Annotated in this window: 11 protein-coding genes; all 11 read left to right on the top strand. The window is 52.4% G+C overall.

Annotated elements, in window-relative coordinates:
* The first annotated feature begins 266 nt into the window (after positions 1–266).
* Positions 267–1586, top strand: a complete 1320-nt coding sequence (locus GTO91_RS17065; RefSeq protein ID WP_161259929.1) for a DUF5050 domain-containing protein — start codon at positions 267–269, stop codon at positions 1584–1586.
* A 28-nt stretch (positions 1587–1614) separates the two neighbouring features.
* A complete protein-coding gene (locus GTO91_RS17060; protein WP_161259928.1) occupies positions 1615–3345 on the top strand; it encodes an esterase/lipase family protein in 1731 nt (576 codons plus the stop codon).
* 504 nt (positions 3346–3849) lie between these two features.
* Positions 3850–4743: a hypothetical protein gene (locus GTO91_RS17055; protein WP_161259927.1), complete on the top strand. Its 894-nt coding sequence runs from the start codon at positions 3850–3852 to the stop codon at positions 4741–4743.
* 143 nt (positions 4744–4886) lie between these two features.
* Entirely contained in the window at positions 4887–6041 is a 1155-nt protein-coding gene (locus GTO91_RS17050; protein ID WP_161259926.1) for a DUF3854 domain-containing protein, read from the top strand.
* Between the two features lie 76 nt (positions 6042–6117).
* A complete protein-coding gene (locus GTO91_RS17045) occupies positions 6118–7611 on the top strand; it encodes a RecB family exonuclease (RefSeq protein ID WP_161259925.1) in 1494 nt (497 codons plus the stop codon).
* 115 nt (positions 7612–7726) lie between these two features.
* Positions 7727–8449, top strand: coding sequence for a RadC family protein (radC, locus tag GTO91_RS17040; RefSeq protein ID WP_161259924.1), 723 nt, complete (start codon positions 7727–7729; stop codon positions 8447–8449).
* A 124-nt stretch (positions 8450–8573) separates the two neighbouring features.
* On the top strand, positions 8574–9758 hold the full coding sequence (locus tag GTO91_RS17035; protein WP_161259923.1) for a phosphoadenosine phosphosulfate reductase family protein: 1185 nt from the start codon (positions 8574–8576) through the stop codon (positions 9756–9758).
* Positions 9759–10217: 459 nt separating this feature from the next.
* A complete protein-coding gene (locus GTO91_RS17030; protein ID WP_161259922.1) occupies positions 10218–10658 on the top strand; it encodes a single-stranded DNA-binding protein in 441 nt (146 codons plus the stop codon).
* An 87-nt stretch (positions 10659–10745) separates the two neighbouring features.
* On the top strand, positions 10746–11672 hold the full coding sequence (locus GTO91_RS17025; RefSeq protein ID WP_161259921.1) for a DUF6744 family protein: 927 nt from the start codon (positions 10746–10748) through the stop codon (positions 11670–11672).
* An 89-nt stretch (positions 11673–11761) separates the two neighbouring features.
* Positions 11762–13018 carry an AAA family ATPase gene (locus GTO91_RS17020; RefSeq protein ID WP_235919676.1) on the top strand — a complete coding sequence of 419 codons (1257 nt, stop codon included), beginning with the start codon at positions 11762–11764 and terminating at the stop codon, positions 13016–13018.
* 47 nt (positions 13019–13065) lie between these two features.
* Positions 13066–13484, top strand: a 419-nt coding sequence (locus tag GTO91_RS17015; protein WP_161259920.1) for a hypothetical protein, incomplete at its 3' end; no start/stop codon positions are given.

The following is a 13484-nucleotide window of genomic DNA, read 5'->3' as shown; positions in this document are numbered from 1 at the left end:
GTATGATTGACGAGTTGGCAATACGACTTCGCCCCATTGATCCGTTTACATGGTATACGAGTAGTCCTCAGCTTTGTAATCTAAGTTTGTCTATAGGAAAAGCGTTTTTTGAGACACAGGAAAACGGGACACTTCAGAATGCAATGATTAAGTTTTAAATATTCGCAGGTTTTTACCCTAAGCCCATAACTAAAGTTGGGGTTATTTGGTAATATTGTCGTGCTACGAGACATATAATTTAAAAAACTATGGGGGAGAGGAACTAGGTGCATGTGATTACGCGTTTTGCTTTGGTTGGTCTATTGCTATTAACGGTGTTTTTTAGTACTGGACTAACGGTGTACGCAAACAATGTCGAAGAAAAAACAGATCAGCAATGGTATTATTTTTTAAGCCACAGAAACTCAAAGGACCCATATAAAATTTATAAAGTAAAATCTGATGGAAGTGAATTACAACCAGTTACAGATGATATGGCGTATAAAATTCAAGTTATTGATGATTGGATATATTATATGAAAATATCCGAGATTGAAACTTGGGCAAGAGGAATTCAGAAGGGAGAATTATATAAAATAAAAAATGATGGCACATCAAAATACAAGTTTGATTTAGGAAAAGACAAACATGGGGTAGAAAAGGCCATATACGACTTTTTTGTTTCGGATAATAGTATATATTGCGCAATTTCAAATACGCATGAAATATATAAAATAGATACAGATGATAAGAATAGGGCTAAAATCACCGAGGATAAAACGTTTAGATTGCTGGTTAAAGGAGACACATTGTACTACTTTAAACAACCCGAAGCGTACTGGAAAAACAACAAATGGGAATGGGACTATTCCAATATAGGAATTTACAGCATGAAAACAGACGGAAGCTCAAAAAGAAAAATTGCGGACATGAGAGATGTTGATGACATCGTAATAAAAGGTGAAAAACTCATAGTCTATGATGGATACAACGAATACGGAAATGACCCCGTACAATCGATAGAGTTTCAATACACCAACGAATTAAGGGGAAGCACCCAGGTAATAGATCTTAAAAGTATGAAAAAAGAAAAGCATCCTCAACATTTACTGTATATAATTGACTCAATTGGCGAATGGACATATTGCATAGATGAAGCAAGTAAAAATGTATACAAAGTAAACGACAAAACATTAAGCAAAAGTATTGTAAAAAGTCTACCGAATGATATAATTGGAGTTCTTTCCTTATTAAGAACAAACAACCATGTGTCAATTGTTTACAGAAATCAAAACGAAGGTATTAATGTTGTTCGTATCAATCTTCAAGAAAGTACAGAAAAAGAAAACTTGTCAAAGTTAGTTGTATCTAAAAAAACAATAGAAATACCGTTCTATGCACTTGAACCTGCAAAGATAACTTTAACAGCCATATATGAAGATGGAACCAAAAAAGATATAACGGAAGAGGCAGTTTGGAACAGTAAAGATAGTGATGTTGCTATAGTTAGTAAAGGTAAAGTATATTCAGGTATCCTGGGAGAAACAATAATAATAGCTACATATAACGGAATCAGTGAAAGCATGAGGGTAGTTGTTTGTAATTAAAGTAGATAAAAAAGTTGGGAGGAGTAGTATGAGTATATATAAAAAGTTCGCAATGATTATATTGTTACTATTCTCGTTTACATTCATCCATGTCCAAGTCTCTAGTGCGGCTGATTTCAACGTAAAGATTGAATCCCCAACCAAAAACAGTTTCTTCAATGTTGGTAATGTTGTTACTATTAAGGCAAAGGCTTTGTTTTTAAAAGGAACAAATACCAAAAGGCTAGCAATATACATAGACGGAAAAACGCAAAAAAACTGGTCAGTAGACAATACTGATAGCATTGAAATCAAAGTCCCGGTGACATCAGGTCTAAAACACTTTATTAAAGTAAACGCCTGGGACGGAAAAAACGTAGCGAGTGATGGATTAGAGTTTTACACGAGAGAAACAAGTACCCTTACTAAAATAGATTCTCCTTCAGGTCAAGGGTACTTAAATACAGATGATAAAAAAGTTGCAAAAATAGAGGGCATAATCAAGGATAACGGTAAACCTGCGCCGAATGCTATTCTTTTTGTGAATAAAGGTACTTCAAATGAACTAAAATTCGTTGCAAATCAAGAAGGAAAGTTTGTTGGAAAAGTTGGGTTAGGCAACCACACTTTTACTCCTGCAATACATAAATATAACAGATTGTTAATTGACGAAGCTACAAAAATATCTATTAGTTCGAATAAAGACATATTCGCTAGTTTTGACATTCCTGAAACAAAACTGCCTGTATTATATGTTCCTGGTATAATGGGAAGTAGTACGACCGTACCAACACTTTTTTCGCCATATCCCACTTTATCTCAAACAATAGGAACGCCACAATCTGAACTTAAAGCGATTTTACCTGACGATGTTATTAGTCTAAAAAATGCTGTGGAAAATAGAGGGGTCTATCAACTCGAAGAGGTTCCATATGATTGGAGGTTTTCTGTAAAGGATATTTGGAAGCAATATTTGATGCCAAAAATCAGGAAATACACACAGGCATCGGGAAGGCATTATACTAAGGTGGATGTAATCGCACATAGTATGGGCGGATTGGTTACCAGGGCATATATTCAAAGCGAGGAATATGCCAATGACATCGACAAGTTTGCTATGGTTGGAACGCCGAATTCGGGTGCACCAATTGTATATATAATATGGAATTCTGGGAATTGCAAACTTGTTGACCATCTAAAGTTTGGTGATAAAATGGCAGATCCCATACCGGGTATGTTTAGCTTTAGTAAGACAATGGAAGAGCTTTATTATACAATGACTCGAACCCAAATGAGTATTAATGAACCCCAAAAAAGAGAGCAAACGAAAAAATTTGCTTATAATTTTGTAAAAGGACTTGGCGATCTTAATCCATCACCTGATTATAAATTTATACTTAACAGTAAATCAAGTACTGACGGTAACGTATACACGGGAAACACTTTTCTTAAGGAGTTAAATAACCAAAATACAATTAAACTGCTATACTCAAAGCAAGAAGGAGATATATCTAAAATCAGAACTAAGCTGTTTGTGACAGATACGGAGAGTACTGTGAATAATGTTATAGTAAATTCATATGGAAACGCTGAAGGAGGAGTAAAAAAAGCTAACGGTGATGATACAGTAGTTGCTGAGTATGCCAAAAAACCATTCGAAATTAATGGTAGTAATATAATTAGCGTGAGTGCCTCTAATTTCGGTAAACATGGCAATATGATAGGAAACAGTAATTTGCAAAATGAAGTAAAAAAGTTTCTTGATAACGGTAGGTTTTAACACAGGCTACTTACAATATTCTTGGAGTTTTTAGAACAACGCTCTTGTCTTGTTCGGAAAAGGTTTGGTATAATTTAATCGAAATTATTTTCATCTAACTGCTTGTCACCGCAGTCAAAGCATGATGATCGAGCAGATGCGGCAGAAAAAATGCGTTATCGGAACCTCCCACTGGGCCGTTGACGTTCTGCCGTTCCGGATGTGGCGGAGTGAACCACAGGTATCTTTCGTCCAGACTCAACAGTGGTGGGATCGGGTCGGACACAAGGGTTTGCAGGCATTTCCCTGTAGGCCATATCGCGATTTCGCAGGATAAGCCATTGTCAACAGTAGCCCTATGGGCATGTGGACAATGGCTTTCTTGCTTTTAAATCCATTCGCCTCTGCACCAGGGGCGTTCACATACACCTTCCATGCCCGGAGTATATGGGCGACCGCCGAGGACTTGATCGCTTCGGCGGTCACACCATGTCCCGGCGATAAGCATGAAGGAGGTTATTTGAAATGGCGCAAGCGCAGAACAACGGTACGCCCGCATGGCTGATCCAGCGGGCCAAAGAACTGAAAGAGGCGGAGGCTCTGGAGTTTACCAGGGCGAAAGCCAGCGTTCCTGAATGGCTCTACGGGGCCATCGTTCCCATCGAACGGAACATGAAATTGAACAATCAACCGGCCGCCATCGACGCAAACGCCCGTTCGCTCGGCCTCTGGTCGGGTGACAAGGGAACGTTCATCACCATCGCCAGACCCTACCTCTCCGTGGAGGGGCGGGTGGCCTGGGCACGGTATGAGCACCGGGAGAAGGGCGCAAAGCTGCACATCCTGCCAGTGGAGTTTGATACACAGACCAAACTTGCCAGGGTGACGGTGCAGTCTGAAATCTACGGCAACGTTACGGCAACGGCAAAACTCGGTATCGGGGGGCAGGGCGTCGATTCCACCAACCCCTTCGAGAATGCCGAAACCTCGGTGATCGGGCGGGCGCTGGGCCTGCTGGGTTACGTGTTAATCGGCTCTGGCATGGCCAGCGCCGAAGAAGTCGAAAACGCAATGCGGGAGCAGGGAGATCCGCTACCGCCGCCCCCACCATCGGGTGTTGTCGAAGGAGGCAAAGGGAAGGAGTCAAATCCTTCGGAAAGCGGAAAGAACAAATCTAATCCATCGCCCCAGAGTCCTTCGGCTTTCACCATTGCGGGAACGGTGATCACGGAACCGAAAGGTCCTGTAGACGGAAACGGCACCCGGTTGGCAATGGTGATGGTTGATTGCGGCAATGGGCAGAAGGCAAAAGTGTACGGAATGGCCGACCAGGCCGATGTGGTCGCCGGATGGAAAGTCGGTCAGGCGATTGAAATTCAAGTAATGAAGAACAAGGAGGGGAATCTCATCTTTGTTTGACAAAAGAAAGGATACGTGTAAGGGCCGGCGCCGGATGCCGGCCCCGCGATTTTTTCAACGCCTCGTTCTGCCGTTAGCGCGGAAGGGGGCCTTTTTGTACCCGAAATTCCGGCAAACAACGATGCGGAAAGGCGGGAAGCGAAATGTTGCCGATCGGTCATCCCAGGGATGAGAAGGCGCGCATTCGCAAGGAACTGCGGCTGCACGATCTTTGCGCCCACCTGGGGCTCCCCGTAAAACGAGCGGGAAACACCCACTTCTTCCGCTGCCCCGTTCATGGCAGCGAGGGAGTAATGCAAAGCTGCCACTTCCAGCCCCACGCAGCGGTTGACGGCGCGGATCTATGGAAGTGCGAAAAGTGCGGAGCCAGCGGCGATGTTTTCACCCTGATCATGCTGGTTCAGCAGGTCAGCTTTCCGCAGGCAATACATATCGCCCAAGAGTTTTTGGGCAAGGTTCCGGCGCGTCCGCAGATCGTGGTGACGACGCCGACCAAAAAAGCGGAATCGGTTTCCCTGGCCCCGCCGTCCCTGCGGGATGCGGTGTACTGCGCCCTGCTCTCGCTCCCCCAGTATCATCTGGGTGACGCGCAAAAAGCGGGCCTGCTGGCGCGGGGCTTTACAGAAGCCGATATCCAACGCCTTGGCTATGCCCAATCCCGGCGCACCAACGGAATCTGGATCGCAAAGAGGATCTCCTCTTTCACCGGCATCACGGACTTCACCGGCGTGCCAGGATTCTACCGGACTCCGCATGGGTGCTGGGCGGTCAAGAGCATGAACGGCCTTTTGATTCCTGTCCGGAGCGTGCACGGCAAGATTTACGCCATCCGTGTGCGGGTACCCACCGCAAACGGCGGCCGGGTCTACGTCTGGATGTCCTCGTTGACAGACAAGGAAGGAAAACCGAGACCGGGCGGCTCGTCACCGGGTGCGTTGCTCCATACGGCTGCTGTGCCGGGAAGCCAGCGCCTCTGGGTGACCGAAGGAGAACTGAAAGCGGACCGGGCATCGCTGGCGCTTCAAGAAACAGTCGTCAGCGTTCCCGGCGTGGGGAACTGGGCGCATATCCCGGAACTGGCCGCCTACCTGCGGGTCCGGGAAGTCGTCGTTGCCTATGACCGGGATGCAGGCCGGACAGAGACGCTGGTGGCAAAGCACCGGGACAACATGATCGCCGCCTTGAAGGCGCAGGGGACTCCGGTTTCCATCGCTGTCTGGGACCGGAAGCTCGGTAAGGGGCTGGATGATGTCCTGCACAGTCACGGAAATGGCGCCATCCAGCGGCAGCCGATATAAGCCCGCAAAGGGCAGATGAAAGAAACGAAAGCCGGAAGGGCAAGTGGCCGCTTCCGGCAGGAGAGGAGAATGAACGATGGAGATTCGGGTAACGAGCCTGAATACCTTTGAAAGCTGTCCTCGCCGCTGGTTTGCGGAAAACGTTCTCGGATTGAAACTGCCCAACGCGGCCGCCGACGAGGGAACGGCAACCCATGCAGTGGCGGAACGGTGGCTGAAGCAGGGGAAGGGATTCCCCGGTTTTGAACAGGCGGCTCGGGAAGAGGTTGCCAAGCACCCGACACTGACCGAAGCGAACATCACCGATGTGGTCCGCATGGCCAAGCGGTGCGTAAAGAACTACGAACGGCCGCTGGACATGGAACTGCATGCGGAAGTGCGCATGACCATGTTCGTGGGCAACCACAGGCTGTCCGGTACGGCCGACGTGCTGATGGTTCCCATCTTTCCGGGAGAACCGCTGCGGATCATCGACTTTAAGACGGGCCGGAACCGTAAACCGACCCGGCAGTTGGCGGTATACGCCTATATGGCGCTTAACACCGTTGCCACCCAGGCGGCCAGGGAAGCCCTGGTCCGCTATGACTGGGTGCGGCTCGGGGAGGTCGACGAGTTTCAGTATGGTCCCGACGAATTAGCGGAAACGGCAGACTGGGTGAAGGCGCAGGTTTCAGCTATCGATGCTGCGTTGCGCGGGGGAGAGGAGGCCTTTGCCTGCAACCCATCGGGGCTATGCGCCTACTGCGGTCACGCCCAGCAGTGCCCGGCCACGCGGGGGGAATACCAGCCCCTGCAGGTTGCGCCTGCGGAGGACTTGCCGGAGATTCCCCAGAACCCGGAACTGCTCACACGGGAAATGGCCGAAAAGTATGGCTTGCAACTGCTGGCATGGGAAGCCAAGGTCAAGCAGGTGGAGGATGTTCTGAAGGCCTGGACGGAAAAACACGGCGCCATCCGGGCTGGCGGAAAGATCATGGGGAAGATGGAAACGGAACCATCCCGGAAATACAACCTCAAGAAAGTCTTCCAAAGGATTACCGACAAGGGTCTCGATCCCTTCAAGTACATCTCCCTGACTTCCACGGAGGCCAAGAAGCTGGAAAAGGAAGGGGTGGACCTTGACGGGACGTTTACCCTGGGGAAAGCCCAGTGCCGTTGGACGGTGAAAAAGGATGATGCTGCGGCGGCGACGGCAGCGGAGGCAGCCAGCGCAGCCCCGGCAACCGTGGGAACGTCCGGTGAAAGAGTGGATGCCACCCTGCCAGCCCTCGCGGCCTCGGCGCAGCAGGAGAGCGGAAAGGGCAACAATCAAACGGCGTCGTCGGTCGTCCAGGTGGTGGCCGCCTTTGGCCAGACCTTGAAGCAGGCAGGCGCGCCGGAAGGAAGTTTGACCATGGCTCGGCAGGCTTATCGTCTGGCGGAAGCCGGGAAGCTAGAGGAAACCTTCTGGGATCTATTGAACAACTCGGTGCCCGATGGCCTGACGCCGGAAGTGCGGGCGGAACTGGTTGCGCAGTTGGAGACGATTGAGCGGCTGGCTGTCCCGGCGGAAATGGCCCGCGCAAGCTAGCGCCTTAAAAGAGCCCTCGGGTTCAAAAAATAAGTGAAAAGGGAGGTACCCTCGCGTCATTTGCATGCGGGGGTGCCTCTGGCCCCCTCCGTGCGTCTCGGCGGAGGGGCAGGATATGGCGAAGCAATTGAGCTTTTTCCCCGAAGTATCGCCGGTTGAATTTGTGGACATGAAACCGGAAGATCGGCTCCTTCGGCACGGTGTTGGCGCAATGTCCAACGCCGAACTGGTGGCGGTTTTCCTGAGTCCCCAAAAAGGAGACCGGCTGCGCCGGGCGGAAGCGATCCTGCAAGGCGCACAGGAGAGTGCAGACGGCTTTCTTGAAATGTTCGGTTCCTGTGTGCGAGAAAAACTCGGCGAGTATGCGGTGCAGACACAGGTCGCACTGACACCGACCGAAGTTGCCCGGATCCAGGCCGTTGTGGAGTTGGCCCTGCGTCTCAATCGAGCGAAGAAGGGACCGAAAGAGGTTGTTCGTTCACCGGAAGATGGCTATAAGCTGCTGGAGAGAATGCGGTTTCTGGACAAGGAAGAGTTCCGCGTCGTTGCGTTGAACACGAAAAACCAAGTCCTCTCCATTGAAACCATCTCAATTGGCAGCCTTTCGTCTTCGATAGTTCATCCCAGGGAGACATTCAAGCCCCTCCTGCTCAAAAGTGCAGCCGCCTGTTTGCTCGCCCATAACCATCCCAGCGGAGACCCAACACCATCTCGGGAAGATCGGGAGATCACCCGGAGGCTGGTTGAGGCAGGGCGGATAATGGGAATCGAAGTATTGGATCACATCGTGATCGGAGATGGACGGTACAGCAGCTTAAAGGAGCTAGGTTACATTTAGCTGTTGATTCTGTCCGAAAAGAACACTTTGTCGTTGCCTGTTTGGCTCTACGGGAACTGAAGACGAAGGGAGGGAGCCCTATTTGATGGGGCTCCTTCCGGGGTCTCTGTCATGGGGCTGGGATATGGCATGCAGTGTCTTCGAGTGTGATGCTAAGATAACGACTGAATTGATCGCCAAAAACAAGAAACGCTATCGCAATCTCCGGTTTGCGATTGAACACTGGAGTGACCGGGAGAAGCGGTTAGCCAAGCTCGAGACGGATGCGTACTGGACTATCCTGGACTGGAGCAAAAATTGGTTCTGGCCTCCCTATCCTCGCTACTCTCATGATGTCCACGTCAATGTATCCGGCGGACTGGACAGTACGGTGCTTCTGCACCTTGTTCGTCGGCAGCTTCCCAACGTCAAGGGCGTCTTTTGCGACACCGGCTTGGAAAACGCCGACAACCGGGCTTTCGTCAAAACCCTGGACAATATGGAGTGGGTACGGCCAAAGAAGACCCACCGGCAGGTCCTGGAGGAGGACGGATACCCGGTCGTCAGCAAAAAGATCGCCCGGTACATTTGGGATGTCCGCAATCCTACCAAAAGGAACGCCACCACCCGGCGTTTGCGTCTGACCGGCGTCGATTCCAAGGGTAAGCGACGTTCAGCGTACATGATTCCAAAGAAGTGGCGGTTTCTATTGCAGGCGCCCTTCAAGATCAGCGACAAGTGCTGTCACTACTTAAAAAAAGAGCCGCTCGACCGCTACATGAAAGAACACCACTCAGTCCCCTTTGTGGGGATGCGGGTGGACGAGGGGGATGAACGGGCCAAAACCCTATTTAAGCTGTGGCACAGCAACTACACGGGGAAGTCTCCCTGGTGTGCGCCGCTGCTGCTCTGGACACGAGAGGATATCCTGTATTACATCCTGAAATACAACATCCCGTACTCCAAAGCCTACGGCGAGATAACGGAGGGGCCGGACGGACGCCTCTATACCACAGGTGAAAGCCGCACCGGATGCGATTTTTGCGCCTTCGGGGTCCAATTTGAGAAAGGAGAGAACCGGTTTATCCGGATGGAGCGGGAGAACCCGAGCCGGTACAAATACTGCATGGACGTGCTCGGTTATCGCCGAGTATTGCAGTACATGGGGATCCCCTTCAGTCGCAGCCAAGTCACCATCGCGGAACAGCTTGCGCTCCCCTTCGACGACATCGATTGTGTTGCCGCTGGAAAACCGGCGCTTTCTGTACTGACTGGTGGAAATCAGAACCCGGACCACTCTGCAAAAAACATGGTTGCAGCATCCAGGTAGACATTTGAGAAAAGGCACTGCCTTTTCCCTTTTCACTTTCTGCAACTTTTGGTATAATCTAAATATATGACTCTTATTTACTCACTGCTTGTCGCCGTTTTGAGATGACTGGCAGATGCGGCAGGAAAAAATGCGGCAATGTCACCCCCCACCGGGAGATTGTCGTTCTGCCGTTCCGGTGCAGCGGAGAGAACTGCGTGTGTAATGCCTGACTGATGTGAGGATGGGAAAGGTCAGGAGCAAGCGGGTAAGGACACTCTCTTTATCCAAACAGCGATAATCGCGATCAAAGCCCTGTTAACGGATTTCCCTTTTTGGGAACGTTGACAGGGCTTTTTTGTTGTTCTGGCAACGCTGGAACGACGGCTCAAGGCACTGAACAAACACCCATGAGGTGAAGCCGGATCTGACCGTTCTGGTCAAAAACCAAGTCTGGCAAGAAAGAAAGGGAGAGGGAACATGCTCAACCGCGTCATTCTCATCGGCCGGCTCGGCCAGGACCCGGAACTCCGCCACACCAACAGCGGTGTTCCGGTATGCACCTTCAGCATCGCTGTGGACCGGCCCCAGTCGTCCCAGCAGCGGCAGTCCGGCGCCCAGAAGATCACGGACTGGTTTACCATCGTGGTCTGGCAGAAGCAGGCGGAAAACGCCGCCAGGTATCTGGCCAAGGGCCGCCTGGTCGCTGTCGACGGTCGCCTGCAGTCGCGTTCCTGGACCGATCAGCAATCGGGACAGAAGCGGACGGCAATCGAGGTGGTGGCCGAAACGGTCCGGTTCCTGGAGCGGTCGGAACAATCCGGTCAGCCGGGGGACCAAGCCCCAGCCGGAGGCGGTTTCTCCTATGGTCAGGAGATAAGCTTCCCTGACGGGGAAAACCCGGACGACCTGCCCTTTTAAAATCTCCCCAATCGCCGGGGGAAAAGACGGCGACCGCCGGAGCATTCACCGCTTCGGCGGTCGAGGCCCGGCGCTATGGAGGGTGCCATGAACATTCTCAATATGGCCGCGAGTGCCGAGAAAAACGATGCTACACTGGGATACCTCACCTGGTTTACCGTATCCGATGTGGCCATCACCCGCGAATCGTTGCAGGAAAAATTCAAGCAGGCCGGCGTGGACCTCAAGCACATGCCGCGCAAGATCTCCCCGGTGGACGCTTTCCGGCGCGCCACCACGGCTGTCGAAAAGAAGCGCCAGGAGATCCATTCGGAGGAGGGCGTCGTCGTCAACGTCCTGGTTCGCAACGTCAAGTCGACCCGCGAGAAGGTCGTCCGGACCGTGGTGGTGGAAAAGGTCAGTTCCACAACGGAGACCATCACCTACAAGGCGGGCGAAGCAAAACTGGTCTACGACAAGGACGTGGAGGATTTCGTCGTCGAATCGGCCTCCAAGGATCCACTCGTCCAGGCGGTCATCGAAGAGGCGGAACTCATCTTCGAACACGCCAAGAAGCACTACAACGGGCGCCATCTGCGGGATATCGTGCAGTCGATCCTTCAGACCATGAGCCCCATTGCCGTGCGGCCCTCCGGCGGCGTCTATTTCGTGCCGGTGTGCAACGAAATGGAACTGGAGGCGCTGGTCCGGCTGCTGCGGCTTTTTGGCGGCGGTTCGGAAGGCTGGATGATTCCCCTGCGGAACAACGACGAGGGCAAGGATCTGGTCCGGGCCAAGCTCCGTGATCACCTGGAGGCCATCCTTCGCAACATGAAGGAGGGGCTGGTGAACGACAAGCTGGACGCCTGGCACGCGGGAGAACTCATCGACAATGCCAAACGGCAGTTGAAGTCCTTTTCCGAGTACCAGCAGTTGCTTCAGGAAGAGATGGAGGACATGGGCGTTGTCATTCAGGCCATCAAGGGCCAGATTGTGGCCATGGTGGAGAAGGCGGCCGCCCTTGCATCCAAATAAGCTGTCGTTCGTTGAGCGACGAGAAAAAGCCCCACGGGCAACGCGAACGGCGTGCTGTGGGGCTGTTATTTTAAAAGGAGGAATTTTTTATGCTCGACCAAACGCAAGCCATCGAATCGTTACGCCTTGACGAATTTTTCGATGAACCGGGCGCGCCCACGGCCGGTCCCGCGCCGGTCCCCGATGCCGCCCAAGCGCTGACGAAGGTGCAAGCTGCCATGGACTACCTAGCCAAACGGTTTTTGGAGCGGGAGAGCGTCATCAAGGCGGCCATGGTCGCCTTCGTTGCCCGCAAGAACCTGCTCCTGATCGGCCCGCCGGGAACGGCAAAATCCGAACTGGTTTCTTCACTGGCCGAACTCCTGAACGGGTGCAACTACTTTCAGTGGCTCCTGAGCAAGTTCACCACGCCGGAAGAGCTGTTCGGTCCCGTATCGCTCCGGTCCCTGGAGCAAGATGCCTACCGGCGGATCACGACGGCCAAACTCCCGGAGGCCCATGTGGCTTTTCTGGATGAGGTCTTCAAGGCCAGTTCGGCCATCCTGAACGCCCTGCTGACGCTAATGAACGAACGGCTCTTCTATAACAACGGCGCCCCCGTGCGCACGCCGCTCGTCAGCGTCATCGGCGCCTCCAACGAGTTCCCCGAAGAGGGCGAGAACCTGTCGGCGCTGTTTGACCGCTTCCACCTGCGCTTCGAACTCAGTTACCTGGGTGACGGCGCCTTTCTCGACATGCTTAACGGCGCTGCAACCGGGTGGGGAATCACGGCCTACCGTCCGCAACTGTCGCTGGCCGACCTGGAGGCGCTTCAGGCAGCCGGTGACCGGGCGACGGTTCCCATCGCCACGCTGAACACGCTCCGGGAGATCCGACGCGAACTGGTCAAGGAGGGAATCACCCCGTCCGACCGCCGGTTCGTCAATGGCTTGGCCCTGTTGAAGGCCCATGCCGTCCTGGACGGACGCGACCAGGTGATGGACGAGGATCTTTCCATCCTGGCCCATTCGCTCTGGGAGGAGCCAGAGCAGAAGGCGAAGGTTGGGACCATCCTCCGGCAGTTCGGGGACAAGTTTACCGGACAGTTGGAGGAACTGGTCCTCGACGCGAAGGAAGTGGCGGAAAAGGCGCTGGCCAATCCGGAAGAGGTTTCGGAAACGTCTAAGGCCATCGCCAAGCTGAAGAAGATCGGACGGCGGCTGGTGGACATGGAGCCTGATGCGGGAACGAAACGCAAACAGACGGCGCTCCGGGAGAACTTCGAACTGGTCCGCCAGTTGCACCGAACGGTACATAAGATGGCCTTCCATGTGGAAGCCGATTTTGACTTCAACCTGACGAAGTAAGAACAGGGAGGTGCTTCCGGCGTTCGATGGAGCGTCCGGAGTGCGCGATGGAAAAACGACCGGACTTTATGGTTCCGGAAGCGGGAACGGTCGACGCCCTGCGGGCAGACCGGCGCGAATGGGGAGAGTTGGTGGCCAACTCTCCCCGTCTTACGAAACTGATTGAAGACCATGAGCCCGATTACCGTCCCTTTGCCTCTCTTTTGCAGGATGCTGGCATGGGCCTCTATTATCCCAATCCGCAGTTTCTGCCGCCTGAACAGATCCGGCCGTCTCTGCGGTTCAACCGGGAGATCCTCGCCCAGGCGATGACCCTGCCCGAATGGCAGAACATCCGGGAGTGGTCCCAAGACGACCTGGCAGCGTCGGCGCTGGGTGGCGTTCATCTGTCCCCGAAGCTGGTCGACCTGATTCCGCCGGATGCGGTCCGGGCTGCCAGGGATGCCGAGGCGGCTGAAAAAGCGGC

It is taken from the genome of Heliomicrobium undosum, assembly GCF_009877425.1.
Lineage (GTDB): Bacteria > Bacillota > Desulfitobacteriia > Heliobacteriales > Heliobacteriaceae > Heliomicrobium > Heliomicrobium undosum.
This window is presented reverse-complemented; position numbering and strand designations above follow the sequence as displayed.

Excerpts from the sequence above, each read along its gene's own strand:
- GTO91_RS17060 (WP_161259928.1), top strand. The coding sequence starts at position 1,615 with ATGAGTATATATAAAAAGTTCGCAATGATTATATTGTTACTATTCTCG.
- GTO91_RS17055 (WP_161259927.1), top strand. The coding sequence starts at position 3,850 with ATGGCGCAAGCGCAGAACAACGGTACGCCCGCATGGCTGATCCAGCGG.
- GTO91_RS17050 (WP_161259926.1), top strand. The coding sequence starts at position 4,887 with ATGTTGCCGATCGGTCATCCCAGGGATGAGAAGGCGCGCATTCGCAAG.
- GTO91_RS17045 (WP_161259925.1), top strand. The coding sequence starts at position 6,118 with ATGGAGATTCGGGTAACGAGCCTGAATACCTTTGAAAGCTGTCCTCGC.
- radC (WP_161259924.1), top strand. The coding sequence starts at position 7,727 with ATGGCGAAGCAATTGAGCTTTTTCCCCGAAGTATCGCCGGTTGAATTT.
- GTO91_RS17035 (WP_161259923.1), top strand. The coding sequence starts at position 8,574 with ATGGCATGCAGTGTCTTCGAGTGTGATGCTAAGATAACGACTGAATTG.
- GTO91_RS17030 (WP_161259922.1), top strand. The coding sequence starts at position 10,218 with ATGCTCAACCGCGTCATTCTCATCGGCCGGCTCGGCCAGGACCCGGAA.
- GTO91_RS17025 (WP_161259921.1), top strand. The coding sequence starts at position 10,746 with ATGAACATTCTCAATATGGCCGCGAGTGCCGAGAAAAACGATGCTACA.
- GTO91_RS17020 (WP_235919676.1), top strand. The coding sequence starts at position 11,762 with ATGCTCGACCAAACGCAAGCCATCGAATCGTTACGCCTTGACGAATTT.